Here is a 26600-nt window from a genome sequence, read left to right on the forward strand (position 1 = left end):
ATAAACGGCAACGCTCGCGATCCCGGCATCCCGGCACGCCCGGGCCACGCGGACAGCGATTTCGCCACGGTTGGCGATGAGCACCTTGCGCACGATGGCTCCCTCCTTGGAACACGCCGAGTTTAGGGACAGCCAACACGACGTTTCGACCCGTCCCCAGTGGTGAGCTTGCCCACACGGAGCGTGATGCGAGGCTCACTCGATCCTCGAAATCCCTTGTTGCGCCAAGGCGCCAGGGAATCCCTCCTTGAACCCTAGCCCTCCGATGTGGCCAAGGTCTCTGTGACTCCGTGCTGCGGCCCACAACGATTCTTTGTCGAGTCCCTACGAATGGCCCAATGATTCTTTGCCCTCGGCAGAACCCTTGTCCCGGGGTTTACCCGTTAGTAGCGTTCGGGATGACTCGGACGTACTTGGGGTAACAGCACGCGGAAGTGGGTGGGGCCGGTGGTGCGCAGACCGGTGGCATGGGTGGCGGCGATCGTGCTCTTCGCGGAAGCGCTGGGGATCGGACTCCTCAACTGGTTCATGGGGGTGATCGTCGACCGCCAGGACATGTCCCTGGCGGGGCTCGACTCCGACCTGATGTCGATGTCGTCCAAGGTCGGCGGGCTGGTCTTCGGCCTCTACTTCGCCGCGTGCGCGGTGGCCGCCCTGCTGGTCGCGCTCCGTGCGCGCGCTCCCGGTCTCCTCGGGCGTGTCCTGCTGATCAGCGCCGCCGTGGTGCACGCCCTGCTCGGCGCCTTCACGGTGGGCCTGGTCGGCTGGGGCGCCTTCGTCTTCATGATGGTGGTGCTCGGCCTGATCGTTTTCACACTCCTGGCGTACGACCGCCGGGAGGCCGGCCCCGTCGACGCCGCGCCGCAGGACACGGGCAGCGGTGACGGCGAGGGGGAGGGCGTCGACACGGCGGCCGACGGGGCGAGGGACGCCGAGGCGCCGCAGTCCTCCGGCGAGGGGAAGAGCGTCGACCTGCAGAAGGGCGCCGACGCGAAGAACGCCGATACGGGCGAGGCCGCCGTCACTTCGGCGCCCGCGAGCTCGGCGCCCGCGAGTCCGGTGTCCGCGATCTAGGCGTCCTGAAGGTGATGCCGGTCGGCCGGTTCTCACGGCCGCCCGGCATCACGCGTTCCGGTGTTCACGTCCGGGCCCCGAGGCGGGCGGCGTCACCCGGGAGTCCGGGTGACGCCCCAGATCGCCCCCGGCGCAGCTCACTTCTCCCGGGGCGTCCACAACTCGGTGATGGACACGCCCAGTTCGGCCATCAGCCTGCGGACCGTCGGCAACGAGATGCCGATGACGTTCCCGTGGTCGCCGTCGATGCCCTCGATGAAGGGGGCCGAGCGGCCGTCGAGGGTGAACGCGCCCGCCACGTGGAGGGGTTCGCCCGAGGCGACGTACGCGGCGATCTCCGCGTCGGTCGGCTTCCCGAAGCGGACCACGGTGGAGGCGGTGGCCGACTCCCACCGCTTCTGCGCGGTGTCCCAGACGCAGTGCCCCGTCTGGAGCGTGCCGGCCCGGCCGCGCATCGCCTTCCAGCGCGCGGTCGCCTCCTCGGCGTCCGCGGGCTTTCCGAGAGCCTCGCCGTCCAGGTCCAGCACCGAGTCGCAGCCGATCACCAGCGCGCCCTGGACCTCGGGCCGCGCCGCGACGACGGAGGCCTTCGCCTCGGCCAGCGCGAGGGCGAGTTCGGCGGGGGTGGGCGCGGTGACGGCGTCCTCGTCGACCCCGCTCACGATCACTTCGGGGGCGAGTCCGGCCTGCCTCAGCAGGTTGAGCCGGGCGGGGGACTGCGAGGCGAGCACGAGACGGCGGCGCGGCTGATCGGTCATGCGATCAGGGTATCGGCGCCGATCGGACCTCGCCTCGGCCGCCGTTCCCCCGGTGGGCCGCCGGACCGGGCCGGCCCGGTCAGCGGACGCCCAGCAGGATCATCGCGACCACCATGGCCAGCGCCAGGAGAACGCCCAGGCGCCGCAGCATGTCCTGCATGTCGCGGAGTTCCTTGGGGGGTTCGTTCTCGGGGTCGGACCAGAGCATGCTTCCGATCGTGCGGCGGAGGGAGGGCCGGGCACCTGAGTACGCGTACTCAACTTGGGGGCGTTCTGTGAAAACGGGTGTCCGGGGTCGGTGAATGCGCGCGGTCGCGACGAAGGCCGGTTTCCCCGAATTCGGGGAAACCGGCCTTCGTGTCCTGCCTCTGGTCAGTGGGTTCGGCGCCGGTGGTGGGGGCCGAACCCCGGCTCCGCTAGCCGGGCCAGTAGCTGCGCCCCCACGCCGTCGGGCCCGGCCGCGGGAGGCGGTGGGCGGCGACGCGGGCGGGGTCGGACCAGGAGTCGCGCGGCCCGGACGCGCCGGACGGGTCGGATGCCGTCGTCGCGGCGCGTGCGCGGACCACCGCCAGTGCGGCGGCCAGCTCCTCCGGGGTCGGATTGCCCCGTACGACCTTGATCGTCATGTCTGCTCCCAGGATCCTGGTCGGCGGGGACTAGAGCGGGATGTTGCCGTGCTTCTTCGGCGGGAGGGAGGCCCGCTTCGTCCGCAGCTGGCGCAGGCCGCGGACGACGTGGGAGCGGGTCTCCGACGGCATGATCACGCCGTCGATGTAGCCGCGCTCGGCCGCCGTGTACGGGTTCAGCAGCGCGTCCTCGTACTCCTGGATCAGCCGGGCCCGGGTGGCGTCCTGGTCCTCGGCGGCCGCGATGGTGCGGCGGTGCAGGATGTTCACCGCGCCCTGCGCGCCCATCACGGCGATCTGCGCGGTGGGCCAGGCGAGGTTGAGGTCGGCGCCCAGGTGCTTGGAACCCATGACGTCGTACGCGCCGCCGAAGGCCTTGCGCGTGATGACCGTGATGAGCGGGACGGTCGCCTCGGCGTACGCGTAGATCAGCTTGGCGCCGCGGCGGATGATGCCCGTGTGCTCCTGGCCGACGCCCGGGAGGAAGCCGGGCACGTCCACGAAGGTGAGGACGGGCACGTTGAACGCGTCGCACGTCCGCACGAAGCGCGCCGCCTTCTCGCTCGCGTCGATGTCCAGGCAACCGGCGAACTGCATCGGCTGGTTGGCGACGATGCCCACCGGGTGGCCCTCCACCCGGCCGAAGCCGGTGAGGATGTTCGGCGCGAACAGCGCCTGCGTCTCGAAGAACTCCGCGTCGTCCAGGACGTGTTCGATGACCGTGTGCATGTCGTACGGCTGGTTCGCGCTGTCCGGCACGATCGTGTCCAGCTCGCGGTCCTCGTCCGTGAGGGCGAGGTCGGCCTCCTCCGGGAACACCGGCGGCTCGCTGAGGTTGTTGGACGGCAGGTACGACAGCAACTGCTTGACGTACTCGATGGCGTCCTTCTCGTCGCCCGCCATGTGATGGGCCACGCCCGACACGGCGTTGTGCGTGCGCGCGCCGCCCAGCTCCTCGAAGCCGACATCCTCGCCCGTCACCGTCTTGATGACGTCCGGACCCGTGATGAACATGTGCGAGGTCTGGTCGACCATGACCGTGAAGTCGGTGATGGCCGGCGAGTACACCGCACCGCCCGCGCACGGACCGACGACCAGGCTGATCTGGGGGATGACACCCGACGCGTGCGTGTTCCGGCGGAAGATCTCGCCGTACATGCCGAGCGCGCCGACGCCCTCCTGGATGCGCGCGCCGCCCGAGTCGTTGATGCCGATGACCGGGCAGCCGGTCTTCAGCGCGAAGTCCATCGCCTTCATGATCTTCTGCCCGAAGACCTCGCCGAGGGCACCGCCGAACACGGTGAAGTCCTGGGAGAACACGGCGATCGGGCGGCCGTCGACCGTTCCGTAACCGGTGACCACGCCGTCGCCGTACGGGCGGTTCTGCTCCAGCCCGAAGTCGGTCGACCGGTGCCGCGCGAACTCGTCGAACTCGACGAAGGAGCCTTCGTCCATCAGCAGCTCGATGCGCTCACGCGCCGTCAGTTTGCCCTTGGCGTGCTGCTTTTCGACGGCGCGCTCCGAGCCGGCGTGCGTCGCCTCTTGGATGCGGCGCTGCAAGTCCGCGAGCTTGCCCGCGGTGGTGTGGATGTCGGGGTGTTGCAGCTCTTCCGGCTCGGACATCGGGATGCGGCTCCCTGCCTGCTCTGGGGGACGTGAGGGTGAGTTGCTCAGAAAAGGGGGTTGGCTACTGATCCGTAGAGTAGTGGCGTGTCTACCGATCGGCAGTGCGGCGTTTACCACACCTAGGGTGGGTTGCATGACGCCGCGAGATGCATCAGACACGAACGACAATCGGTGGTCCGACCTGGACCGTCCGCCCCTGAACGGGCCCGTCCTGCGCAGGGCGCTGGTGCGTGACGGCGGCCTGTGGCGGGACGTGGAAGTGGTGGAGCGCACGGGGTCGACCAACTCGGACCTGGTCGGTCTCGTGACCAAGGGGGACGCGGACGAGGGCGCGGTCCTCGTCGCCGAGGAGCAGAACGCCGGGCGCGGCCGTCTCGACCGCCGCTGGACGGCACCTCCCCGCTCCGGCCTCTTCTTCTCCGTGGTGCTGAAACCCGCCGGCGTTCCCGTCGAGCGCTGGGGCTGGCTGCCGCTGCTCACCGGCGTCGCCGTCGCGACGGCGCTCTCCAGCGCCGCCGGGGTCGACACGGCACTCAAGTGGCCCAACGACCTGCTGGTCACCGTGGGTGGTGAGGAGCGCAAGGCGGGCGGCATCCTCGCCGAGCGGGCGGGAACCGACGCGGTCGTGGTCGGCATCGGCGTCAACGTCTCGCTGCGTGAGGACGAGCTGCCCGTGCCCGGCGCGGGATCGCTGGTCCTGGCGGGCGCGACGACCACGGACCGTGCCACCGTGCTGCGGGCCGTGCTGCGGTCCCTGGAGCAGTGGTACGAGCGCTGGCGCGCGGCGGGCGGCGATCCCGCGGTGTCCGGTCTCCAGGAGACGTACGCGGCCGGGTGCGCGACCCTCGGACGCGAGGTGCGGGCCGAACTGCCCGGCGGCCGGACGATCGTCGGGGAGGCCGTGGCCGTCGACGGGGACGGGCGGCTCGTCATCGCCACGAAGGACGGCGGGCGGGAGCCGGTAGGTGCCGGGGACGTGATCCACCTCCGGGCCGTGTGAGCCGCCGGGTCCCGGGAAGCCGTGACGGGGCGCGGCGGGTGGATCGCGGGGCGGGGGCGTGCGGCCGGGGCCGGTCCGCGCGCGGTGTGAGGTGACGGGGCCCAAGGTGGTGGGACGCGGTGTGACGCGTCGCGTCGGGGTCCGTGGCCCGTGCGACCGGTGCGACGGTGGGCGGCAGGACCTCGTCCACCCGGCTTCGGCGGTGTCCCGGGCGAGGCCCGGCCAGGGCCCGGACCGCGGCCCTGGCACGGGTCCCGGCATCGGGAGTGAGCCAGCGCACACCTGCCGTAGAGTTGAGCGCGGTCGATACCTGACCATGGCAGATCGGAAGGGCAGCAGGCGTGACCGTCGACGACACCGGCTCCGGCCCGGGTGCCCACCCCGCCCCTGACGCCGAGCCGGGCCGTACCGCCGGGCCGGTCACGGACGCGCAACCGCAGGGGGCCGGCGACAGCCGGCCGGTCGACGCGGGGACCGGCCCCGGTCCGCAAGGCCGTCCGGATCACCGTCAGGAAGACCGCCAGGACGCCGGAACCGGCATCCGCGGCGACGACCACTCCGACGTGGGGAGCGACATCCGCAGGGACCACCGGACCGGCGTCGGACCGGACGTCCGGCCCGACGCGCGGCACGAGGCGAACGGCCGGGTGGACCCCCAGGCCGATCCGGACGCCGAGGGGGACCCGCTCGCGCTGCGCCTCGAAGGGCTCATCCTCGGCGCCGAGCGGCGGTACACCCCGTTCCAGGCGGCCCGCAGCGCGGGCGTCTCCATGGAGCTGGCCTCCCGCTTCTGGCGGGCCATGGGCTTCGCGGACATCGGCCAGGCCAGGGCGCTGACCGAGGCGGACGTGCTCGCCCTGCGCCGCCTCGCCGGTCTCGTCGAGGCGGGCCTGCTGAGCGAGCCCATGGCCGTCCAGGTCGCCCGGTCCACCGGGCAGACCACCGCCCGTCTGGCCGAGTGGCAGATCGATTCCTTCCTGGAGGGGCTGACCGAGCCGCCGGAACCGGGGATGACGCGCACCGAGGTGACGTACCCCCTGATGGAACTGCTCCTGCCGGAGCTGGAGGAGTTCCTCGTCTACGTCTGGCGCCGCCAGCTCGCCGCCGCGACCGGCCGGGTCGTGCAGGCGGCGGACGACGAGGAGATGTTCGACCGCCGCCTCGCCGTCGGCTTCGCCGACCTGGTCGGCTTCACCCGGCTGACGCGCCGCATGGAGGAGGAGGAGCTCGGCGAGCTCGTCGAGGCCTTCGAGACCACCGCGGCGGACCTGGTGGCGGCCCACGGGGGCCGGCTCATCAAGACCCTGGGCGACGAGGTGCTCTACTCCGCGGACGACGCCGGTGTCGCCGCCGAGATCGCGCTCCGGCTCATCGAGACGATGGCGAACGACGAGACGATGCCGGAGCTGCGCGTCGGCATCGCCTTCGGCACGGTCACCACACGGATGGGCGACGTGTTCGGCACGACCGTGAACCTGGCGAGCCGGCTCACGTCGATAGCGCCGCGCGACGCGGTGCTCGTGGACGGTGCCTTCGCGGAGGAGCTGACGCGCACCGGTGACGCACCCGCCTCCGAGGCGGAGGCCGCCGAGGCCGCGGCCGCCGCGGAGAAGGAGGGCGAGGAGCCTCCCTCGTACCGCTTCGCGCTCCAGCCGATGTGGCAGCGGCCCGTCCGTGGGCTCGGCGTCATCGAACCGTGGCTGCTGGCCCGACGGAACGGCGACGCGTAACCGGTCCGGTCGGCCGGGAGACCCGGGTGACGCGGGAGACCTCTTCGCGCCCCGCCGCCCGGCCCGGTGCCTGACGCGTCCCGGCGTGGGTCATCCCTGCCGACCGGGCGACAGCAGCCCGTTCACACAGATTCCGACGATCGGTACGCACACGTTCGGCGGCTGGTGCGACGGGGCCGGCGCGTGGGTGCTCGGGGGCGGGGTCTGGCGCGGAGTCTGGCGCGGGGCCGCCGTGGTGGGTGCCGGCGTGGGTGTCGCAGCGGGCGGCGGGGACGTCGGCACGGCGGCCGTCGGAATGCCGGTGGTGTCCGGCGCGGGGGCGGCGGGGGCGCGGCCGTGGGCCGCCGGGATCGCGGCCGACGCCGACGGGTGCGACGTCGGGGGAAGGCTTCCGTCCGAGGTGGGTGCCGGGACCGCCCCGCCCATCGCGGCGCTCGCGGTGGGCGCCCCGGGACGGGTGGGCCGGGGCACGGAGTCGGCGGCTTCGACGGTGTCGCCCGACGAATCCGCCCCCCTGTCCGTGGCCGACGCGGCCCGGGGCTCCGCCTCCGCCTTTCCGCCGCCCCCGGTCACCGACTCCGGGGTCATCCTGGCGAGGCTCAGCACTCCCGCGGCGAGCGCGAATCCCCCGACGGCGAAGAGCACCCGGCGCGGCCGGGGCCTGCGGTGCCGTCCCCGGGGGGCACGGAGGCGGACGGGAGCGGGTTCGTCGTCGGACGCGTCCGCCGGTCCGCCCGGGCCCGCCGCCGGCCGCGTCGCCGGAACGATCCCTCGCTCCTGAGCGGCGACATCGGTCCCGTTCCCCGCCGCGCGAACGCCCGCCGGGGCCTCCGCGCCGCGTGCTCCGCCGCCCGCCGCTGCCGCCCTCGCGGGCTTCTCCACCGGAGAGCCCGGCGCGACAGGAGCCCCTGTGCGGGTCTCGGCCAGCGGCTCTCGGGCACCCGCCGCGTCGCCGGCCCGTCGTGTCCGGGAGCCTGACACGGCCCCGGTTCCGGTCTCGGCCCCGGCCCGCAGGCCTTGGACGCCTGCCACCGGGTCGGCCTCTTGCCCGCGGGAGCCTGGCACCGTTCCGGCTCCAGTTCCGGCTCCGACCCCGGTCTCGGCCAGCGGCTCTCGGGTGGCTGACGCGGTGACGAACCTCCGTGTCCGGGAGAACGGCGCGGTCTCGGCCCCGGCCCTCGGCTCCCGGGTGCCTGTCGGAGCGCCGGTGGCCCGTGTACGGGGGTCTGTCGCGGTCCTCGGTCTGGGAACGCCGGGCGCGGTGACCCACACCTTCGCGGCCCTGCCGTGCCCGGTCCCGGCGTTCGCGGTCCCGGCGTTCGCGGAGCCGGCCGTCACGGAGCCGGCCGTCACGGAGTCGGTCCTCGCGGTGCCGGTGGTCGCGGTCCCCGCGCTCTCGGTCGCGCTCTTCGCGGCGCGGGTCGACGAGGGCCCGGCTGCGCCGGTACCGGCGGGCGTCGCGGCTCGGGTCGGCCCGGCGGCGGGCGTCACCGCGGGAGGGGCCGATCGGGGTGCCCGGGGTGCGGGGTCCTCGTGCCGGGGCGCCGGGAGTCCGGGCGGCGTGGGTTCCGGGCCGAGGCCGCTCGTCCTTCCGGCGCCGGCCGCCGTGGACCCTGCCGCCGGGCCGTCCTTCGGGGCGGCCTCCGCGGCCGCGCCCGTTTTGACGGTCGCGGTCCGCACGGTGACCGCTTCCCGCGCGCCGAAGTCGGTGGCGCCGAACGGCGTGGGAGTGGACATCGCCTCGCTGAGCGGGGTGACGCGCACCCACCGGGTGCTGACCGTCGCCGGGGCCGCCGGGGGCGGGCCGTCGGGGGAGGCGTCGGGCGGGGTCGTCGCGGCCCCGGGCTGCCTCGGCGCCGTCGGCCGCGTCCGGGCGGGCGGGTGCGTGAGTCGTGGGGCCGGCCGGGCGCTGGTGGCCTGCGGTGTTTCGCGGTTCGTCATGGTCGTCCCTCCCCGGTGTGCCGGCGTCCCGAATGCGCTGTGGCGGTGCGCAGGTTATGCGCGGTCTGAGGGCGATGAACCGCGCTTGGGCGGTATGTCACTCGAACGAGGAAGTACGGGGCGAGGGGGCGGGTTCCGCCGGACGGTCCCGGCTGCGATGATCGGGGCGTCGAAAGTTAACCCGCGTTAACCAGGAGGGTGTCATGGCGCAGCAAGGGGTGGAGCCGGGCGAGCGGCGGTTCGGGGAGTTCGTCGTCGTACGGCGGCACGGGTACGTCGCCGAGCTCGTCCTCGACCGGCCCAAGGCCATGAACGCCGTGTCCACGGACATGGCGCGTTCGATCGCCGGTGCCTGTGACGCCCTCGCCGCCGACCGGGACGCGCGCGTGGTCGTCCTGACGTCCACCCATGAGCGCGCCTTCTGTGTCGGCGCCGACCTGAAGGAGCGGAACTCCTTCAGCGACGCCGATCTGGTGCGGCAGCGGCCGGTCGCGCGGGCCGCGTACACCGGTGTCCTGGAGCTGCCGATGCCGACCGTCGCCGCCGTGCACGGGTTCGCGCTGGGCGGCGGGTTCGAGCTGGCGCTGTCCTGCGACGTGATCGTGGCCGACCGTACCGCGGTCGTCGGACTCCCGGAGGTGTCGGTCGGTGTGATCCCCGGAGGCGGCGGCACGCAGCTGCTGCCGCGCCGGGTCGGCGCCGCGCGCGCGGCCGAGCTCATCTTCTCCGCCCGGCGCCTGGAGGCGGTCGAGGCGCGGGAGTTGGGGCTCGTGGACGAGCTGGTGGAGGCCGGACAGGACCGGGCCGAGGCGCTTGCCCTGGCCGCGCGTGTCGCCGCGAACTCCCCGGTCGGGCTGCGTGCCGCCAAGCGCGCCCTGCGTCTGGGGCAGGGGCTCGACCTGCGCGCGGGCCTGGAGGTCGAGGACGCGGCCTGGCGCTCCGTCGCGTTCTCCGGGGACCGGGCCGAGGGTGTCGCCGCCTTCAACGAGAAGCGCAGGCCCGAGTGGCCGGGGGAGTAGCCCTCGCGGTGCTCCGGCGCGGCCCGGCCCGGCGTCCTGGACCCCTGTTCGCCCTACAAATGTCTCAAATATGACTAATTATCCCTAGCCTGGGGTGATGGGTGAGGACAGTCGGCTGAGGGCCGTGGTGGCACTGGCTCAGGGGATGGCGGCGGCGCACACCCCTCGGGAGTCGTGGCGGGCGGCGGCGCTCGGCGCGTGTCACGCGCTGACCGGGAGTTTCGCCGCCCTCTCCGTGTGGGAGCGCGAACTCGGCCGGCTCCGGGTGCTCGCCAACGTGGGCGACCGCGCCCCGGACGAGGACGAGTTCCCCGAGGCCGAGGCCTATCCGGTGCACCAGTTCCCGGAGATCACCGAGTTCCTGCACGAGCGGTGGGCGGGCGGCGGCGAGCCCGACGCCTGGGTCGAGACCGCCGAGGGCCCGGCGGCCGGTCCCGCCGGGTACTGCCACCAGCGCGTCGCCGCGCTGCGCCGTCGCGGGCGCGGCTGCTGCGTGGTCGCGCCGATCGTGCTGCACGGGCGGGCGTGGGGGGAGCTGTACGTGGCCCGCCCGGCCGGCGCCCCCGTCTTCGGCCGGGCGGACGCCGACTTCGCGACCGTCCTCGCCTCCGTCGTCGCCGCCGGGATCGCCCAGACCGAGCGGCTCGAGGAGGCCCGGCGCCTCGCCTACACCGACGCCCTGACCGGGCTCGCGAACCGTCGCGCCGTGGACATACGTCTCGACGAGGCGGTCGAGACGTACAAGAGCGACGGGGCCGTGGTCAGTCTCGTCGTCTGCGACCTCAACGGCCTCAAGCGGGTCAACGACACCCGGGGGCACGCGGTGGGCGACCGGCTCCTCGAACGGTTCGGTTCGGTGCTCTCGCTGTGCGGGGCCATGCTCCCCGGCACCCTCGCCGCGCGGCTGGGCGGGGACGAGTTCTGTCTGCTGTCGGTGGGACCGCCGGCCGACGACGTGGTCCGCATCGCCGACGAACTCTGCCGCCGCGCGGCCGAGTTGGAGCTGGGCGAGGGTGTGGCGTGCGGGGTCGCCTCGACCGGGGACCCGATCGGGCCCGTACGGTCGGCGCGCCGGCTGTTCCGGCTGGCCGACGCGGCCCAGTACCGGGCGAAGGCCGTCCGGGCGGCGAAACCCGTGGTCGCCGGGCGGGAGGGCCCCGACGACCCCGTCGTCCGCCTGGCGGACGCGCCGTCGCCCGCGGCGGGCGAGCGCCGCAGGTTCCGGGGGCGGCACGGGCAGCCCGGCCCGTGAAGGTGGCGCGGCCGGCCCGGGCGGAGGCGCCGGCGCCTCCTGTGACGTACGCCGAGGTAAGGGGTCAACCGGCGGCCCACTAGTGACATCATTGAATTCACTGCGTACGCTCCTGAATATGGATATGCACACTGTGGTGGTGGGGACGTCCGGAGTGACCGCGTCCGACGTTCTCGCCGTGGCGCGTGACGGCGCCCGGATCGAGCTCTCCGACGAGGCGGTGGCGGCCCTCGCCGCGGCCCGCGAGATCGTCGACGCGCTGGCGGCCAAGCCGGAGCCCGTCTACGGCGTCTCCACCGGCTTCGGCGCCCTGGCGAGCCGGCACATCAGCCCGGAGCTGCGCGCCCAGTTGCAGCGCAACATCGTCCGCTCGCACGCCGCCGGGATGGGCCCCCGGGTGGAGCGCGAGGTCGTCCGCGCGCTGATGTTCCTGCGGCTCAAGACCGTCTGCTCCGGGCACACGGGTGTGCGTCCCGAGGTCGCCCAGACCATGGCGGACCTGCTGAACGCCGGTATCACCCCGGTCGTCCACGAGTACGGCTCGCTCGGCTGCTCCGGTGACCTGGCCCCGCTGTCCCACTGCGCCCTGGCGCTGATGGGCGAGGGCGACGCCGAGGGCCCCGACGGTGTCGTGCGGACCGCGGGCGAGCTGCTCGCCGAGGCCGGCATCGCCCCCGTCGAGCTGCGTGAGAAGGAGGGCCTCGCCCTCCTCAACGGCACCGACGGCATGCTCGGCATGCTGGTCATGGCCCTCGCCGACCTGGACATGCTCTACAAGTCGGCCGACGTCGCCGCCGCGCTCTCCCTCGAAGCGCTCCTCGGCACGGACAAGGTCCTCGCCCCCGAGCTGCACGCCATCCGCCCGCACCCCGGCCAGGGTGCCAGCGCCGCCAACATGCTGGCGGTACTGAAGGGTTCGGAGCTCACCGGTCACCACCAGGACGACGCCCCGCGCGTCCAGGACGCCTACTCCGTGCGCTGCGCCCCGCAGGTCGCGGGCGCCGGCCGGGACACCCTCGCGCACGCCCGCACCGTCGCCGAGCGGGAGTTGGCCTCCGCGGTCGACAACCCGGTCGTGCTGCCCGACGGCCGCGTCGAGTCCAACGGCAACTTCCACGGCGCCCCGGTCGCCTACGTCCTGGACTTCCTCGCCATCGCCGCGGCCGACCTCGGCTCGATCGCCGAGCGCCGCACCGACCGGCTGCTCGACAAGAACCGTTCGCACGGCCTCCCGCCGTTCCTCGCGGACGACGCCGGCGTCGACTCCGGCCTGATGATCGCCCAGTACACGCAGGCCGCGCTGGTCAGCGAGATGAAGCGGCTCGCCGTACCGGCGTCGGCGGACTCCATCCCCTCCTCCGCCATGCAGGAGGACCACGTCTCCATGGGCTGGTCGGCCGCGCGCAAGCTGCGCACCTCCGTGGACAACCTGACCCGCATCGTGGCGATCGAGCTGTACGCCGCCACCCGTGCGATCGAACTGCGCGAGGGCCTGGCCCCGGCCCCGGCGTCGCGGGCGGTCATCGACGCCGTCCGCGCGGCCGGCGTCCAGGGTCCCGGCCCGGACCGCTTCCTCGCCCCCGACCTGGCGGCGGCGGACGCGTTCGTGCGCGCGGGCGGTGTGGTGGCGGCGGTGGAGCCGGTGACCGGCCCCCTCGCCTAAGGACATGGCACCCGGGAACCCGGCGGCGCGGAAGGCGCGGCGCCGGGTCCGGTGCGCGACGGCCCCGGAACCCCTTCCGGGGCCGTCGCGTCGTCCCGGGCGTGTCACGGGCCACAGGGTTCGGCCTCGCCCCCTCGCACGAGCGTGTGCTACTGTCTCATTGATACGTTTTTGGTACCCATTTACTTTGTGCGCCTGATCGGAATCCTCCGCAGGCGCGTTTTGTTTTACCGGCATCTCCGGCATTACCCGGTGCATCTCCGGATGGGGGCCCACTACCTGTTCAGGAGAACAACATGGCTACTGGCACCGTGAAGTGGTTCAACTCGGAAAAGGGCTTCGGCTTCATCGAGCAGGACGGCGGCGGCCCCGACGTCTTCGCCCACTACTCGAACATCGCGAGCTCCGGCTTCCGTGAGCTCCTCGAGGGCCAGAAGGTCTCCTTCGAGGTCACGCAGGGCCAGAAGGGCCTGCAGGCGGAGAACATTCTCCCCGCCTAGTTCGAAGCGCGCTTTTCCAGAGCCGGGTCCCGCACCTTCGGGTGCTGGTCCCGGCTCAGCGCTGTGACAGCTCATGCAGTCGGTGAGCGCTGTGTGTGCAGTCCGTGGGCCCAGGAAGGAAATCCAGATCCAGCATGACTCGATCCGAACGTCCCGTCCGTAAGCGGCCGGCAAACGCGCGCGCCGCTCAGACCGGCGGCTCCGCGAAGAGCGCCGCCGGCCGTAACACCGGCCGGGGCGCCGGCCGTGGTGGCGCCCGCAAGGTCGCGCCGCCGCAGGAGTTCTCCCTGCCCGAGACCATCACACCGGCGCTGCCCTCCGTCGACTCGTTCGACGCGCTGGACATGCCCGCCGCCCTGACGAAGACCCTCGCGGCCCAGGGCGTCACCGAGCCGTTCCCGATCCAGGGCGCGACCCTGCCCAACTCCCTCGCCGGGCGCGACGTGCTCGGCCGGGGACGGACCGGCTCCGGCAAGACGCTCGCCTTCGGACTCGCCCTCCTCGCCCGTACGGCGGGGCGCCGCGCCGAGCCGAAGAAGCCGCTCGCGCTGGTCCTCGTCCCCACCCGCGAACTCGCCCAGCAGGTCGACGACGCGCTGACGCCGTACGCCACGGCCGTCAACCTCCGGGTGACCACGGCCGTCGGCGGCATGTCGATCGGCCGGCAGTCCGGCACGCTGCGCCGTGGTGTCGAGGTGCTCGTGGCCACCCCCGGGCGGCTCAAGGACCTCATCGAGCGAGGCGACTGCGCCCTCGGCGACGTCTCGATCACGGTCCTCGACGAGGCCGACCAGATGGCCGACATGGGCTTCATGCCGCAGGTCGTGGCCCTGCTCAACCAGGTCGAGCCGGGCGGTCAGCGGCTGCTCTTCTCGGCCACGCTCGACAAGAACATCGACCGGCTCGTCCGGATGTTCCTCACCGACCCCGTGGTGCACTCCGTCGACCCGTCCGCGGGCGCGGTGACCACCATGGAGCACCACGTGCTGCACGTCGCCGACGAGACCGACAAGAAGGCCGTCGCCACGCGGATCGCCGCCCGCGACGGCCGGGTGATCCTTTTCGTCGACACCAAGCGCGGCGCCGACCGCTTCACCAAGCGACTGCTCGCCAGCGGTGTCCGGGCCTCCGCCCTGCACGGCGGGCGCAGCCAGCCGCAGCGCAACCGCACCCTCGACCAGTTCAAGAACGGACAGGTCACCGCGCTCGTCGCCACCAACGTGGCGGCCCGCGGCATCCACATCGACGACCTCGACCTCGTCGTCAACGTGGACCCGCCGGTCGACCACAAGGACTACCTCCACCGCGGCGGCCGCACCGCCCGCGCCGGAGAGTCCGGCAGCGTCGTCACGCTGGTGCTCCCCGAGCAGAAGCGTGAGATGACCCGCCTGATGGAGGACGCCGGCATCACGCCGCGCACCGCCCGGGTCAAGTCCAGCGACGAGGAACTCACCCGCCTCACCGGCGCCCGCGAGCCCTCCGGGGTCCCGGTCGTCATCGAGGTCCCGCAGCAGGCCGAGCAGCCGAAGCGGCAGCCCAAGGCGCGACGTGCCACCGGTGGCGGGGCCAGGCGGCCCGCGGTCGCCGGTACGGCCACGCGCACGGGCGCCGGATCGGACGGCCAGGGGCGCCGGCAGGGCGCCGGACGTCCGGCCACGGGCGGCGCGGCGGGTGGCGCGGCCACCGGCCGCCGCACGGGCGCCGGTGGCGCCGGTGCGGGCCGTCGTGCCGAGGGCGGTGGCGCCGGTGGTGGCCGTCGTGTCGAAGGCGGTGGCGCGGGTACGGGTCGTCGTGCCGAGGGCGGTGGCGCCGGTGGTGGCCGTCGTGCCGAGGGCGGTGGCGCCGGTGCCGGCCGCGCGGGCGGCCGTGGGCGCGCTCCGCAGCGTGGCGGCCAGAACGGCGGCCAGAGCGGTGGCGGCCGCAGGGCCGCCTGAACCGGCTGACCGATCGGCCTCGCCGCGGCCCCGCACCCTCTCCGGGTCGCGGGGCCGCGGCATGTCCGGCCCCGGCGCGCCGGGCACCCGCCCGCCGGCCGCTGTCCGGAACCTGCGGTTCGCCCCGCCCGGACGCGGTGGCAGCGGGTGCGGTGCGGGTGGGGGAGGGGCGGGGAGGTCAGACGTCGCCGAGGAAACCCGGGTCCACCTTGTCCAGCTTCAGGCCGAAGTCCCGGTGCAGGGCGAGGAGTTCGTTCAGCGGGACCGCGCGGCGGCTCGTCGACATGAGGTCGCGCCGTGCTTCGGCGGACCACAGGAACGGCACGACCGACAGGCCCTGCGTGCCCGTCAGGGCGCCGGACTCCGCCCGCCAGCCGGGCCACCGCAGCGTGTCGTAGAACTGGTCCGTGCCCTCGCTCAGGAGCCACTGGAGCCACGCCCCGTGCCCCACCTCGAGCGTCTCCCACTTCAGGGAGTCCGGCGCGAAGTACACGACCTCGCCGGGGTGTCCGGGGCGTCCGTCGGACGCGGGGTCGGCGCCGTTGAGGACGAACGCCCCGCCCAGTACGTCGTGGCCGACGACGAGCCCGCCGTCGCGGGGGCGCCAGGCCGGATCGAACCGCTCGGGGAAGTCGTTGACCTCGGCCAGCGAGGGCAGGTCCGTCGAACCGCCCGGCAACCCCGCGGACAGGTCCTCTGCCGGGCTGCCGTAGATCCGCAGCCACCCGCTGTCCAGCACCACCCCACCGCAGTTGAGCACCATCCCGCCCAGCCAGGACCGGGCGGTGACCTGCAGTTGGAGCAGGCTGGCGCGGCCCAGGTCGGGGTCCACCGGGAGGACTTCCATGGACACCCCGCTGGCGGCCAGCGCCTGGGACAGCAGCGGCCAGGCAGGTTCCTCGACGTCGGTCAGCTCGCTCAGCTCTCGCATGACTTCCCTGTGCTGTGGGTGGTCCGTCCGGAGTGCGGGCGGTGCGCTCAGTAGGCCATCGTGCGCTCACGGCGCACGGAGTACGTCACGAATCCGGCGCCGAGGGCGAGGGAGAGCGTGCCGCCGACGAGATACGGCGTCGTGTCTATGCCGCCGGTGTCGGCGAGCCGGGTCCCGCCACCGGCGGCCTCATGGTCCGGCGCGGGGTCCGAGCCGGCGGAGAGCGGTGTCGCGGTCGTACCGGCGGGCGCGGAGGTCGTGCCGACCGGCCCGGGCGAGGACGCCGAACCGCTCGAAGCGGGTACGTCCTGGGTCGCGTTGGCGGACGGGACGAACCACAGGGCCCCCAGGAGGGTCCCGGCTGCGGTGGCGGTCAGCAACGATCGACGTGCGGCGGACACGAAATATCGATCCCCTTGTGGCGCTGGTGAATTGGCCGTGTGGGGCGATGCTAATGAAAGGCGCGGGTCGTGGGAAAGTCGCGCATCCCAAGGGCCGTACGCTCCCTCCCATGACTACCTCTGAGACATCACGATTTGTGTTGCTTCGTGTCGAACTCGTTTTGGAGATCGACGACGCGGACGCCGTCACCAAGGCCGCGCTGCTCCGGATCGGCGACGACGAGGCCGTGCCGGCCGACGAGCGGGCGCAGGCGGAGGGCGCGGTGACGGAAGACACGTCCGAGGCCCTCGCGTATCTCGTCGACCCGTTGGACCTGGTCAGCGAGGTTCCGGGCGTTCAACTCGCCCAGGCGTCCTGGAGTACGGAGCCCGTCGACTACGACCCTGATTCGCCGGATTGGGGCATCGACGAGGATGATGCCGAGGAGGACGACGAGGAAGGCGCGCGCGGCTGACGCGGCTTGGGGAGACAGTGGCCCCGGTCGGCAACCGCCGCCGGGGTTTTCTCGTCTCACCAGACGCGCAGGCCGCCTCGTGTCGCTCCCGTCCCACCTGCTCGGACGTGGTGTGGGCCACACTTTCGTGAGAAGTGGAACGGGGGGAACCGGTCCTGGCGTTGATGATGTTCACGGGGCTCTCGTGATTCTTTTCGGGATTCGGCAACGATGGAGAAGCGTGTGATGACGGACAGTAAGCGGCGCAAGCGCCTGATGGCCGCGTCCGCACTGCTCGGCGGGGTGCTGGTGCTCACCGCGTGCGGCGGAGGGGACGACAAGTCCGGTGCCTCGGACGGCGGCGAGGGCACCTCGCAGTCCAAGGTCGACGAGGCGGCGGCCAAGAAGTCCTCCGAGGCGCAGATCAAGATCACGCCCAAGGACGGCTCCGACAACGCCTCGATCAACAACGGCACCGAGGTCACGGTCAGCAAGGGCTCGCTCAAGTCCGTCACGATGAAGACCGCGAACGGCACCGCCGTCGCCGGTCAGATATCCGCTGACAAGAAGAGCTGGAAGCCGCTGAACCGGCTGGAGCGCGCCACCACGTACAAGATCGCCGCGACCGCCGCCGACTCCGAGGGCCGCACCGCCCACGAGAACGCGTCGTTCACGACGGTCTCCCCGTCGAACAGCTTCATCGGCAACTTCACGCCGGAGGACGGTTCCACCGTCGGCGTCGGCATGCCGGTCTCGATCAACTTCGACAAGGCGATCACCAATAAGGCCGCGGTGCAGAAGGGGATCTCCGTCTCCTCCAGCAGCGGCCAGGAGGTCGTCGGGCACTGGTTCAACGCGAACCGCCTGGACTTCCGTCCCGAGGACTACTGGACCGGCGGCTCCACCGTCACCCTCAAGCTGGACCTCGACGGCGTCGAGGGCGCGAACGGTGTCTTCGGTGTGCAGCAGAAGACGGTCACGTTCAAGGTCGGCCGCAACCAGGTCTCCATCGTCGACGCCCAGACCAAGACGATGAAGGTCACGCGGGACGGCAAGACGATCAAGACCATCCCGATCTCCGCCGGTTCGCCCGAGAACAAGACCTACCAGGGCCAGATGGTGATCTCCGAGAAGTTCACGGAGACCCGGATGGACGGCTCGACGGTCGGCTTCAAGAACGACGACGGCAAGGGCGAGTACGACATCAAGGACGTGCCGCACGCGATGCGTCTGTCGAACTCCGGCACCTTCATCCACGGCAACTACTGGGGCGCGAAGTCCATCTTCGGCTCCGTCAACACCAGCCACGGCTGTGTCGGCCTCTCCGACACCAAGGGTGCCAAGGACCCGAACACGCCCGCGTCGTGGTTCTACACCAACACGCTGATCGGTGACGTCGTGGTCGTCAAGAACACCGGCGACAAGACCATCGCCCCGGACAACGGCCTCAACGGCTGGAACCTGGACTGGGCTGCCTGGAAGGCCGGTTCGGCCGTCTGACGCCGAAGCGCGAAACCCGACGCCGATGCGGCGGCGGCCCCCACGGGCCGCCGCCGCATCGGCGTTTCTCAAAGATTTCCGGGCCCGGCCACAGCCTTCTCATCGTTCTCTTATGTCGGCCTTATCGCTTCGTCACGCGCCGTGCCTAGCTTGCGGCCATGTTCTTCACCTACCTGAGGCGCGAACTGCGCCGCCGCAGAAAGGCGGCCCTCGTCGTCGCCTCCGGGCTCGCCCTGGGCATAGCCCTGGTCATCGTGGTCAGTTCCGTGTCCTCGGGCATGGAGAAGGCCCAGGGCAAGGTCCTCCAGTCGCTGTACGGGCTGGGCACCGACATGACCGTCACCAAGGCCGCCGCGCCGGCCACCGGTACCAGTGAGCGCCCGCGCTTCAACTTCGACGCGCGGGAGAGCGGCTCCGACAAGGAGCAGAGCAGCGACCGCGTCATGGTCCAGGGCTTCCAGACCCTGGCCTCCTCGACCGTCGCCAAGGTCGAGTCCCAGCAGGGCGTCGCGGACGCCGTCGGCGGGCTGAGCCTCCAAGTCATCCGCGTCAACGGCCAGTTCACCCGCGGACAGTTCCAGCAGGACCCCGACAGCGGTGGTGGCGGCGCCCGTCGCGGCGGCGCCCAGCCCTCGCCGCAGGGCACCGTCAAGGGCGGCGGAGCCGACTTCGACGTCAACAACTACTCGGTCTACGGCACCGACGTCACCGAGCCCGCGCTGGGCCCGCTGACCTCGTCGAAGATCACCAGCGGCCGTACGTTCAAGACCTCCGAGACGAACGCCAAGGTCGTCGTCGCGGACAAGTCGTACGCCAAGGAGAAGAAGCTCAAGCTCGGCGGCACCGTCACCGTCAAGAGCGTCAAGTACGAGATCATCGGTATCGCGACGCCGGACAGCGGTGACGCGGCGGCCAACCTCTACATGCCGCTCAAGCAGGCGCAGACGCTCAGCGACTCCAAGAACAAGGTCACCACGATCTACGTCAAGGCGTCCGACTCGCAGCAGATCTCCGGCGTCAAGAGCACCATCCAGAAGAACATCTCGGGCACGACGGTCACCACCTCCGCGGACCTCGCGGACACCGTCTCCGGCTCCCTGTCCACCGCCTCCGACCTCGCCTCGAACGTCGGCAAGTGGCTGTCGATCGCGGTGCTCGTGGCCGCGTTCCTCGTCGCGGGACTGCTCACCTCCTCGGCCGTCTCCCGCCGGGTGCGCGAGTTCGGCACCCTCAAGGCGCTCGGCTGGAAGTCGAGCCGGGTGACCCGGCAGGTGGTCGGCGAGGCCATCGTCAACGGCCTCGTCGGCGGCGCCCTCGGCATCGCCCTCGGCCTCGCGGGCGCCTACGCCGTCACCGAGATCAGCCCCAACCTCCAGGCCCAGCTGGGGAACACGGGCGGCGGCGGTCCCGGTGGCGGCGGTCCCGGCGGGGGCGGCGGCTTCGGCGGCCCGGCCCGGCAGACCGCGTCCAAGGCCCTCGACGTCGCGCTCACCGCGCCCGTCAGCGTCGACACCATCGTCGTCGCGGTCGCCCTGGCCGTCGCCGGCGGTCTGATCGCCGGCGCGTTCGGCGGCTGGCGCGCCTCCAGGCTGCGCCCCGCGGACGCCCTGCGGCGCGTCGAATAAGCCCCGCCCCTCACGCACTTACGTATCCCAGGAGTTGCACCATGTACGAACTCAGAGGCGTCACCAAGCGCTATACGCGGGGCAAGGAGACGATCGACGCGCTCGCCGGGATCGACCTGACGATCGGCGACGGCGACCGCCTCGTCATCCAGGGACCCACCGGCGGCGGCAAGTCCACCCTGCTCCAGATGCTCGGCGGACTCGACCGTCCCACCGCCGGCAGCGTCGAACTCGACGGCACGGACATGGCGAAGCTGTCCGAGGGGAAGCTCACCAAGGTCCGCGGCGAGAACATCGGCTTCGTCTTCCAGAGCTTCAACCTCATCCCGACGCTCACCGCCCAGGAGAACGTCGAGACCGCCCTCGTGCCGCTCGGCGTGAAGACGAAGGAGCGGCGCGAACGGGCCGCCGCGGCACTGGAGTCCGTGGGACTCGCCGAGCGGCTCGGACATCTGCCCGCCGAACTGTCGGGCGGCCAGCAGCAGCGCGTGGCCATCGCCCGCGCCCTGGTCAAGCAGCCCAAGGTGCTGCTCGCCGACGAGCCCACCGGCAACCTCGACGAGTCCATGCGCGACGAGATCATGGACGTACTCGAAGCCATGTGGAAGGAGCACGGGCTCACCTTCATCATGGTCACGCACGACTCCTCGATCGCGAAGAAGGCCCCGCGCGTCGCGACGATCCGCAAGGGGAGGATCACCGTCAAGGAGAACGCGGGAGCGTAGTGCCGGCAGGGCGACCCCGGCGGCCCGCGACGCGGGCGGGGAAGTGAGCCAGGAGCGAACGGGCCACCGGAGAGAGGGCTTCCGGTGGCCCGTCCGTGTTTGTGTGGGGCATGACCGTTTCGACAGTCGAATACATCCGCTACCGGATTTCCGAGCAGCAGTCGGCGGAGTTCCTCGCCGCCTACACCCGGGCCGCCGTCCAGCTCGCCGCGGCCCCGAGTTGCGTCGACTACGAACTCGCGCGCTGCGAGGAGGACTTCGAGCACTTCATCCTGAGGATCACCTGGACCTCGACCCAGGACCACGTCGAGGGCTTCCGCACCTCCGAGCTGTTCCCCGACTTCCTGGCCGCGATCCGCCCCTACATCGCCGACATCGAGGAGATGCGGCACTACAAGCCGACGTCGGTGCGGGGCCGGGGCGCCTCCGTGCCCACGCTCTACGCCTGGGCGGGCGGCGCCGAGGCCTTCACCCGCCTCACTGACGCGTTCTACGACAAGGTCGTCGAGGACGACCTGCTGGCGCCCCTGTTCGCGGACCTGGCGCCCGAACACGCCGGTCACGTCGCCCTGTGGCTCGGCGAGGTCTTCGGCGGACCGGCGGCGTACTCCGAGACCCAGGGGGGCCACGGTCACATGGTCGCCATGCACCTGGGCAAGGGCATCACGGAGGCGCAGCGGCGCCGCTGGGTCAATCTGCTCCAGGACGCGGCCGACGACGCGGGACTTCCCACCGACGCCGAGTTCCGCTCCGCCTTCGTCGCGTACGCCGAGTGGGGCACGCGGCTGGCCGTCCACTTCTCCGGCCCGGACGCGAAGCCCCCGGCCGAGCAGCCGGTGCCGAAGTGGACCTGGGGGGCCGCACCGCCGTACGTGCCGTGACGCAGCCGCGTCCCCGGCCCTGATTCCCCGCCGAGCCCACGGCCCGCCCCTGTCGCCGCCATCGGCGCGGCGGCGGGGGCGCCGGCCGCCTGGGTGCCCACGTGGCGGGGCGCCCGGGTGGGGCGTCGGGCGCCGGGGCGGGCCCTCCTGGCCTACTGGGGCGAGGAGGCTCCCGCGCGGGTCGCGTCCGTACCCCAGGACGCCAGCAGCCGCAGCGCCTCCGCCGAGCTCGACCCCGGCTCCGCGTGGTAGGTGACCAGCGCCAGCTCGGCGTCGCCGATCAGCCGGAACGACTCGAACTGCAGGGCGAGGTCGCCCACCAGCGGATGCCGCAGCCGCTTCACCCCGTGGCTCTTCTCCTTCACGTCGTGCGTCGCCCACAGCCGTCGGAAGTCATCGCTCTTCACGGACAGCTCCCCGACCAGCGCGGCCAGTCGCGGATCGTCCGGATGGCACCCCGCGTCCATGCGCAGCAGACAGACGATGTCGATCGCCTTCTGCTCCCACTCCACGAACAGGTCCCGGTACTCGGGCTTGAGGAAGACCATCCGCGCCCAGTTCCGCTCCTGCGGCGGCAGCTCCGACCAGTCCCCGAAGACGGCCGCGGCCATCCGGTTCCAGACGAGCACGTCCGAGCGCCGCCCGGTGATGTACGCCGGGACGCCGTCGAGGGTGTCGAGCAGCTGACGCAGGGCGCCGCGGACCTGCTGCGGCCGGGCGGTCTGCTTCTTCTTGTGCTGCTTGGGCTTCGCGAGGTGCGTCAGGTGGTTGTGCTCGGCGTCCGTCAGACGCAGCGCCCGCGCGATCGAGTCCAGCACCTCCGCCGAGACGTTGCGCCCGTTGCCCTGCTCCAGCCGCGTGTAGTAGGCGACGGACACCCCGGCCAGCTGGGCCAGCTCCTCGCGGCGCAGCCCCGGCACCCGGCGGTGCCGCCCGAAGTCCGGCATGCCCACGTCCTCCGGCTTCAGCCGGGCGCGACGGCTGCGCAGGAACTCGCTGAGCTCGGCGCGCCGGTCCAGCGGAGCGGCCGCCTCGCCGGCGGGTCCCACGGGGGGCTGTTCGTCCATACGTCCAGTATTCACGGTCGTACGCCGGTGAGCCTGACCCCGCCAGTGGTAGGACCGGTGGACGTACGCAGAACCGTGGCCTGGGTGAACCCCGGGGGATCGGGCAGGCTGGACGCCGTGCCCGACGGAAGACAGCCGGGCACGGTCCACCCCCTCCCGAGGAGAACCCCGGCATGACCACTGTCGCCGCTTACGCCGCTCCCGCCGCCAAGGCCCCGCTGGAGCGCACCACCATCGAGCGCCGCGAGGTCCGAGAGCACGACGTCCTGATCGACATCAAGTTCGCCGGCATCTGCCACTCCGACATCCACCAGGCCCGCGAGGGCTGGGGGAAGGCAGCCTTCCCGATGGTGCCGGGTCACGAGATCGCCGGCATCGTCTCCGAGGTCGGCTCCGCCGTCACCAGGTTCAAGGTCGGCGACCGCGTGGGCGTCGGCTGCCTGGTCGACTCCTGCCGTGAGTGCGACAACTGCGTGGCCGGTCTGGAGCAGTACTGCACCGGTGGCGGCGTGGGCACGTACAACTCCGTCGGCAAGGACGGCGAGCCCACCTACGGCGGCTACTCCGAGAAGATCGTCGTCGACGAGAACTACACCCTGCGCATCCCCGACGGCATATCCCTCGACGTCGCCGCGCCGCTGCTCTGCGCGGGCATCACCACGTACTCCCCGCTCAAGCACTGGAACGCCGGCCCCGGCAAGAAGGTCGCCGTCCTCGGCATGGGCGGTCTCGGCCACATGGGCGTCAAGATCGCGCACGCGCTCGGTGCCGAGGTCACGGTCCTCTCCCAGTCGCTGCGCAAGAAGGAGGACGGCCTGAAGCTCGGCGCCGACCACTACCACGCCACCAGCGACCCGGAGACCTTCAAGGAGCTGCGCGGCACCTTCGACCTGATCCTGTCCACCGTCTCGGCCCCGCTGGACCTGGACGCCTACCTGGCGCTGCTGCGCACGGACGGCGCCTTCGTGAACGTGGGCGCCCCCGAGGAGCCGGTCCGCCTCAACCTCTTCTCGGTGATCGGCGGCCGCAAGACCCTCGCGGGCTCCGGCATCGGCGGCATCCGGGAGACCCAGGAGATGCTGGACTTCTGCGCCGCGCACGGCCTCGGCGCCGAGATCGAGCTGATCGGCGCCTCCGAGATCAACGAGGCGTACGAGCGGGTGCTGGCGAGCGACGTCCGCTACCGCTTCGTGATCGACGCGGCCACGATCTAGACCCGGTCCGGGCGGTCCGGGGTCCGGGTGGTCCCGCAGGCCAGTCCCTGGTGATCCCCGCCGTCCCGGAGACCCCGGAGATCCCGGCGGTTCCGGTGACCGCACGTGTGCCGGCCTGAGACGTGTGGGCCGTGGGCGCCGTTCCCGTCGTACGTACGACGGGAACGGCGCCTCGCTGTTCCCCGGTACGGCGTCGGCCCGTGCCGGCCGGGTCCGGCCGGCCGGGCGGTCCGTCGCCCGGGGCGCGCGGTGTCCGGCTCGTGTGAGCTGCGAGGATGCCCCGCGGCTGCAGGCCTCGCCGAGTGGATGCCCGGGAGGCCCGTCACTCGATAGAGTCGCTTCCTTACGCGTGGTCGTGGGGACGGTCAAGGCGCCTTTCGGCTGCCGACATCTGGGGAGGGCCAGCAGCACATGAGTCGTCGCTCTGCCGGTTTTGTCGGCGTATGGGCCGAGGTGCAACGGCAGCAGCAGCGCCAGCTGGAGCTGGAAGCCAGGCGCCGGAGACAGGAAGCCCAGCAGGCGCGGGCCCATCAGCGGCGAGCCGCCCAGGAGTACCGCGAGTACCGGCAGGCCGAGGCGCAACGCCGTACCGAAGAACTGGACGCCCAGGTCGCCGGACTCCAGACCCTGCTGGCCGCCGGCTGCCGGGCTCCCGCGTTCCGGGCCTCCTCGCTCATGCGCCCCGAGCACGTCCAGGCCTTCGCCCCGGGACCGCTGGCGCAGCCGGTGCCGATGCCGGACGCGGGTCGGTACCAGGCACAGAGCGGCTGGACGGCGAGCCGTCGAGCTCAGGCGCAGGCCGAGGCGCAGTCCCGCTTCGAGCGGGACTGGCACGCCGCCCAGGCCGCCGAGGCGCAGCGACTCCGGCAACTGGCGTCGTACCAGCAGGAGTACCAGCGGTGGGCCGATGATCAGCTGGCGGACGTGCGTCGGCACAACGCCGGTGTCGTCGAAGTGTCCGACGGGGTCCGCCGCCGGGATCCCGACTCGGTGATCGAGTACTTCTCCGCCGCGCTCTACTCCTCGTCGGCCTGGCCCGAGGGCTTCCCGCGGCAGGTGGCCGCCGCCTACGACGCGGCGGCCGGTCAGCTGGTGCTGGACTGGGAGCTGCCCGCGTACGACGTGGTCCCCGGGACGAAGGCCGTCCGGTACATGTTCGGGACCGACCAGGACAAGGAGACCCCGCGTCCGGTGACCCAGCGCCGGAGCCTGTACCGCGAGGTCCTCGCGCAGTGCGTGCTCCTCGTGCTGCACGAGCTCTTCGCGGCGGACGAACAGGGCGCGCTGGAATCGGTGGTCCTGAACGGCTTCGTGGACGGACACGACCCCACGACGGGCCGGCCGGGCCACATCTTCCTCACGACGGTCATGGTCTCCCGCTCCTCGTTCCTGGAGCTGCACCTCGCGCAGGTGGACGCGGGCAGCTGTCTGGCCGACGGGCTGCGCGGACAGGTCTCGGCCCGGCCGGACCAGCTCACTCCCGTACGTCCTGGCAGGCGCCCGCAGGACGTCGGCAACCGCGTCGTCGCCCACGGCGGCGACGAGGATCCGGACCTGTACGCGATGGATCCGATCGCCTTCGAGGAGCTGGTCGCCGAACTCTTCCGGGCCATGGGGATGCAGGCGGTGACGACCCAGCGCTCGAACGACGGCGGTGTGGACGTCGACGCCCTGGACCCGGCACCGATCAGGGGCGGCAAGATCGTCGTGCAGGTCAAGCGCTACCGGCACACCGTGCCCCCCACCGCCGTGCGCGATCTGTTCGGGACGGTGCAGGACGCGGGCGCCAACAAGGGTGTGCTCGTGACGACTTCGGGATTCGGCCCGGGCTCCCACAGCTTCGCCGAAGGCAAGCCGCTGGAACTCGTCGCGGGTCCCGAACTGGTCGACCTGCTGCATCGTCACGGACTGCGCGGCCGACTGGGCGACGGTGGCCGTCCGGCGGCGGCACGGCGGACGCGGCCGTCGGGGCAGCCGCAGCCCTCGGGGCCATCGGAACCCCCTGGGTCTTCGCAGCCGTCGCGTCCGGCGCCGCCCGGCCCGGAGAGCCCGGCGGCCGACGACTTCAGCATCCTGGGCATGACGTGGACCGGACGCGTCGCCCTGGACGTCTGCGCACTCGTCTGCCGGGGCGACCGGGTCCTGAGCGACGAACACTTCGTCTTCTTCAACAACCCCGTGACACCGGACGGTTCGGTCCGGGCGCTGCCCGCGACGGCGCCCGACAAGGCCGCGATCCGTGTCTCCTTCGACGGGCTGCCGCCGGAGGCCGACCGGTTCGTGCTCGTGGCCGCCGTCGACCCCGAGGTCAACCCGGACGCCGACCTCGCCGGGTTCACGGACGCCTGCGTCCGGCTGCTCGATCCCGGCCTGGCCGAACTGGACCGGCTCGACGTCTCCGACGGCCGGCCGGGCGAGAGGGCCCTGGTGCTCGGTTCCTTCCGGCGGAGGGCCGACGGCGACTGGAAGTTCGTCCTCGGCGGCAAGGGCTACCCGGGCGGCCTGGAAGAACTCGTACGGGACTTCGGCATCGCGGTGGAGTAGGCCGGGCCTGGCGGGCCTGGCGGGCCTGGCGGGCCTGGGGGCACGGCGGCATCGCGCGGTGATTCCCGTGGTGGTCCCCTGACGATCGCGCGCGGGGCCCTTCCCCGGTCATGGTGAGGGTCCTCCGGGCGTCGGCGCGGATCGTGGTCTCCGCA

General features: G+C 72.3%; 22 protein-coding genes and 1 pseudogene. 15 read left to right on the plus strand and 8 right to left on the minus strand.

The features are described from left to right. Positions 1 to 93, minus strand: a 93-nt coding sequence (locus tag ACFYW7_RS21590) for a biotin carboxylase N-terminal domain-containing protein (RefSeq protein ID WP_280842533.1), incomplete at its 3' end; no start/stop codon positions are given. A 354-nt stretch (positions 94 to 447) separates the two neighbouring features. Between ACFYW7_RS21590 and ACFYW7_RS21595 the strand changes: the two are divergent. Then, positions 448 to 888: pseudogene (locus ACFYW7_RS21595) on the plus strand (hypothetical protein); the annotation flags it as partial. A gap of 323 nt (positions 889 to 1211) precedes the next feature. On the opposite strand, the gene ACFYW7_RS21600 reads toward ACFYW7_RS21595, so the two are convergent. The 4 genes from ACFYW7_RS21600 to ACFYW7_RS21615 form a co-directional block, all read right to left on the minus strand. Continuing rightward, positions 1212 to 1832: a Maf family protein gene (locus ACFYW7_RS21600; protein WP_389504680.1), complete on the minus strand. Its 621-nt coding sequence runs from the start codon at positions 1830 to 1832 to the stop codon at positions 1212 to 1214. Positions 1833 to 1911: 79 nt separating this feature from the next. Beyond that, on the minus strand, positions 1912 to 2040 hold the full coding sequence (gene mmpB / locus ACFYW7_RS21605) for a morphogenic membrane protein MmpB (RefSeq protein WP_389504682.1): 129 nt from the start codon (positions 2038 to 2040) through the stop codon (positions 1912 to 1914). A gap of 208 nt (positions 2041 to 2248) precedes the next feature. Further along, positions 2249 to 2458, minus strand: coding sequence for an acyl-CoA carboxylase epsilon subunit (locus ACFYW7_RS21610; protein ID WP_389504684.1), 210 nt, complete (start codon positions 2456 to 2458; stop codon positions 2249 to 2251). A gap of 30 nt (positions 2459 to 2488) precedes the next feature. Further along, entirely contained in the window at positions 2489 to 4081 is a 1593-nt protein-coding gene (locus ACFYW7_RS21615) for an acyl-CoA carboxylase subunit beta (RefSeq protein WP_389504687.1), read from the minus strand. Between the two features lie 136 nt (positions 4082 to 4217). Here ACFYW7_RS21615 and ACFYW7_RS21620 point away from each other — a divergent pair, with 136 nt between their 5' ends. The 7 genes from ACFYW7_RS21620 (at position 4218) to ACFYW7_RS21650 (ending at position 15123) form a co-directional block, all read left to right on the plus strand. Beyond that, the gene (locus ACFYW7_RS21620) at positions 4218 to 5084 is read left to right on the plus strand and encodes a biotin--[acetyl-CoA-carboxylase] ligase (protein ID WP_389504690.1); all 867 of its coding nucleotides are present in this window, start codon (positions 4218 to 4220) and stop codon (positions 5082 to 5084) included. 647 nt (positions 5085 to 5731) lie between these two features. Next, positions 5732 to 6814 (plus strand): adenylate/guanylate cyclase domain-containing protein, encoded by a 1083-nt coding sequence (locus ACFYW7_RS21625; RefSeq protein ID WP_389505551.1) that lies wholly within the window; start codon positions 5732 to 5734, stop codon positions 6812 to 6814. 2144 nt (positions 6815 to 8958) lie between these two features. Next, positions 8959 to 9774, plus strand: a complete 816-nt coding sequence (locus ACFYW7_RS21630) for an enoyl-CoA hydratase/isomerase family protein (RefSeq protein ID WP_389504692.1) — start codon at positions 8959 to 8961, stop codon at positions 9772 to 9774. Between the two features lie 97 nt (positions 9775 to 9871). Next, positions 9872 to 11026: a diguanylate cyclase domain-containing protein gene (locus tag ACFYW7_RS21635; protein WP_389504694.1), complete on the plus strand. Its 1155-nt coding sequence runs from the start codon at positions 9872 to 9874 to the stop codon at positions 11024 to 11026. A 124-nt stretch (positions 11027 to 11150) separates the two neighbouring features. Then, on the plus strand, positions 11151 to 12689 hold the full coding sequence (gene hutH, locus ACFYW7_RS21640; protein ID WP_389505554.1) for a histidine ammonia-lyase: 1539 nt from the start codon (positions 11151 to 11153) through the stop codon (positions 12687 to 12689). 296 nt (positions 12690 to 12985) lie between these two features. Next, positions 12986 to 13189 carry a cold-shock protein gene (locus tag ACFYW7_RS21645; RefSeq protein ID WP_053727847.1) on the plus strand — a complete coding sequence of 68 codons (204 nt, stop codon included), beginning with the start codon at positions 12986 to 12988 and terminating at the stop codon, positions 13187 to 13189. 134 nt (positions 13190 to 13323) lie between these two features. Continuing rightward, positions 13324 to 15123 carry a DEAD/DEAH box helicase gene (locus ACFYW7_RS21650; protein WP_389504697.1) on the plus strand — a complete coding sequence of 600 codons (1800 nt, stop codon included), beginning with the start codon at positions 13324 to 13326 and terminating at the stop codon, positions 15121 to 15123. Positions 15124 to 15301: 178 nt separating this feature from the next. Here ACFYW7_RS21650 and ACFYW7_RS21655 read toward each other — a convergent pair whose 3' ends face one another. Together ACFYW7_RS21655 and ACFYW7_RS21660 are read right to left on the minus strand one after the other, a co-directional pair. Then, a complete protein-coding gene (locus ACFYW7_RS21655; RefSeq protein WP_389504699.1) occupies positions 15302 to 16054 on the minus strand; it encodes a DUF2625 family protein in 753 nt (250 codons plus the stop codon). Between the two features lie 47 nt (positions 16055 to 16101). Continuing rightward, positions 16102 to 16455: an LPXTG cell wall anchor domain-containing protein gene (locus ACFYW7_RS21660; RefSeq protein ID WP_389504701.1), complete on the minus strand. Its 354-nt coding sequence runs from the start codon at positions 16453 to 16455 to the stop codon at positions 16102 to 16104. Between the two features lie 110 nt (positions 16456 to 16565). Here ACFYW7_RS21660 and ACFYW7_RS21665 point away from each other — a divergent pair, with 110 nt between their 5' ends. From ACFYW7_RS21665 to ACFYW7_RS21685, 5 genes are all read left to right on the plus strand, one after another. Beyond that, on the plus strand, positions 16566 to 16910 hold the full coding sequence (locus ACFYW7_RS21665) for a hypothetical protein (protein ID WP_389504703.1): 345 nt from the start codon (positions 16566 to 16568) through the stop codon (positions 16908 to 16910). A 225-nt stretch (positions 16911 to 17135) separates the two neighbouring features. Beyond that, positions 17136 to 18389 carry an Ig-like domain-containing protein gene (locus ACFYW7_RS21670; RefSeq protein WP_389504705.1) on the plus strand — a complete coding sequence of 418 codons (1254 nt, stop codon included), beginning with the start codon at positions 17136 to 17138 and terminating at the stop codon, positions 18387 to 18389. Positions 18390 to 18547: 158 nt separating this feature from the next. Next, the gene (locus tag ACFYW7_RS21675; protein ID WP_389504707.1) at positions 18548 to 20014 is read left to right on the plus strand and encodes an ABC transporter permease; all 1467 of its coding nucleotides are present in this window, start codon (positions 18548 to 18550) and stop codon (positions 20012 to 20014) included. Positions 20015 to 20055: 41 nt separating this feature from the next. Continuing rightward, entirely contained in the window at positions 20056 to 20739 is a 684-nt protein-coding gene (locus ACFYW7_RS21680) for an ABC transporter ATP-binding protein (RefSeq protein ID WP_389504709.1), read from the plus strand. Between the two features lie 110 nt (positions 20740 to 20849). After that, complete coding sequence (locus ACFYW7_RS21685) at positions 20850 to 21620, plus strand: group II truncated hemoglobin (RefSeq protein WP_389504711.1); 771 nt, start codon at positions 20850 to 20852, stop codon at positions 21618 to 21620. 152 nt (positions 21621 to 21772) lie between these two features. On the opposite strand, the gene ACFYW7_RS21690 is transcribed toward ACFYW7_RS21685, so the two are convergent. Then, positions 21773 to 22687, minus strand: a complete 915-nt coding sequence (locus ACFYW7_RS21690; protein ID WP_389504713.1) for a helix-turn-helix domain-containing protein — start codon at positions 22685 to 22687, stop codon at positions 21773 to 21775. Positions 22688 to 22860: 173 nt separating this feature from the next. On the opposite strand from ACFYW7_RS21690, the gene ACFYW7_RS21695 reads away from it, so the two are divergent. Both ACFYW7_RS21695 and ACFYW7_RS21700 read left to right on the plus strand, forming a co-directional pair. Further along, positions 22861 to 23901: an NAD(P)-dependent alcohol dehydrogenase gene (locus ACFYW7_RS21695; protein WP_389504715.1), complete on the plus strand. Its 1041-nt coding sequence runs from the start codon at positions 22861 to 22863 to the stop codon at positions 23899 to 23901. A 411-nt stretch (positions 23902 to 24312) separates the two neighbouring features. Beyond that, on the plus strand, positions 24313 to 26445 hold the full coding sequence (locus ACFYW7_RS21700) for a restriction endonuclease (RefSeq protein ID WP_389504717.1): 2133 nt from the start codon (positions 24313 to 24315) through the stop codon (positions 26443 to 26445). Positions 26446 to 26600: the final 155 nt, after the last annotated feature.

It is taken from the genome of Streptomyces sp. NPDC002580 (assembly GCF_042889485.1).
Classification (GTDB): Bacteria; Actinomycetota; Actinomycetes; order Streptomycetales; family Streptomycetaceae; genus Streptomyces.

Bases quoted from the DNA above. Each gene is read 5' to 3' on its own strand.
- ACFYW7_RS21600 (WP_389504680.1), bottom strand. From the start codon at position 1,832: ATGACCGATCAGCCGCGCCGCCGTCTCGTGCTCGCCTCGCAGTCCCCC.
- mmpB (WP_389504682.1), bottom strand. From the start codon at position 2,040: ATGCTCTGGTCCGACCCCGAGAACGAACCCCCCAAGGAACTCCGCGAC.
- ACFYW7_RS21610 (WP_389504684.1), bottom strand. From the start codon at position 2,458: ATGACGATCAAGGTCGTACGGGGCAATCCGACCCCGGAGGAGCTGGCC.
- ACFYW7_RS21615 (WP_389504687.1), bottom strand. From the start codon at position 4,081: ATGTCCGAGCCGGAAGAGCTGCAACACCCCGACATCCACACCACCGCG.
- ACFYW7_RS21620 (WP_389504690.1), top strand. From the start codon at position 4,218: ATGACGCCGCGAGATGCATCAGACACGAACGACAATCGGTGGTCCGAC.
- ACFYW7_RS21630 (WP_389504692.1), top strand. From the start codon at position 8,959: ATGGCGCAGCAAGGGGTGGAGCCGGGCGAGCGGCGGTTCGGGGAGTTC.
- ACFYW7_RS21635 (WP_389504694.1), top strand. From the start codon at position 9,872: ATGGGTGAGGACAGTCGGCTGAGGGCCGTGGTGGCACTGGCTCAGGGG.
- hutH (WP_389505554.1), top strand. From the start codon at position 11,151: ATGCACACTGTGGTGGTGGGGACGTCCGGAGTGACCGCGTCCGACGTT.
- ACFYW7_RS21645 (WP_053727847.1), top strand. From the start codon at position 12,986: ATGGCTACTGGCACCGTGAAGTGGTTCAACTCGGAAAAGGGCTTCGGC.
- ACFYW7_RS21650 (WP_389504697.1), top strand. From the start codon at position 13,324: ATGACTCGATCCGAACGTCCCGTCCGTAAGCGGCCGGCAAACGCGCGC.
- ACFYW7_RS21655 (WP_389504699.1), bottom strand. From the start codon at position 16,054: ATGCGAGAGCTGAGCGAGCTGACCGACGTCGAGGAACCTGCCTGGCCG.
- ACFYW7_RS21665 (WP_389504703.1), top strand. From the start codon at position 16,566: ATGACTACCTCTGAGACATCACGATTTGTGTTGCTTCGTGTCGAACTC.
- ACFYW7_RS21670 (WP_389504705.1), top strand. From the start codon at position 17,136: ATGACGGACAGTAAGCGGCGCAAGCGCCTGATGGCCGCGTCCGCACTG.
- ACFYW7_RS21675 (WP_389504707.1), top strand. From the start codon at position 18,548: ATGTTCTTCACCTACCTGAGGCGCGAACTGCGCCGCCGCAGAAAGGCG.
- ACFYW7_RS21680 (WP_389504709.1), top strand. From the start codon at position 20,056: ATGTACGAACTCAGAGGCGTCACCAAGCGCTATACGCGGGGCAAGGAG.
- ACFYW7_RS21685 (WP_389504711.1), top strand. From the start codon at position 20,850: ATGACCGTTTCGACAGTCGAATACATCCGCTACCGGATTTCCGAGCAG.
- ACFYW7_RS21690 (WP_389504713.1), bottom strand. From the start codon at position 22,687: ATGGACGAACAGCCCCCCGTGGGACCCGCCGGCGAGGCGGCCGCTCCG.
- ACFYW7_RS21695 (WP_389504715.1), top strand. From the start codon at position 22,861: ATGACCACTGTCGCCGCTTACGCCGCTCCCGCCGCCAAGGCCCCGCTG.
- ACFYW7_RS21700 (WP_389504717.1), top strand. From the start codon at position 24,313: ATGAGTCGTCGCTCTGCCGGTTTTGTCGGCGTATGGGCCGAGGTGCAA.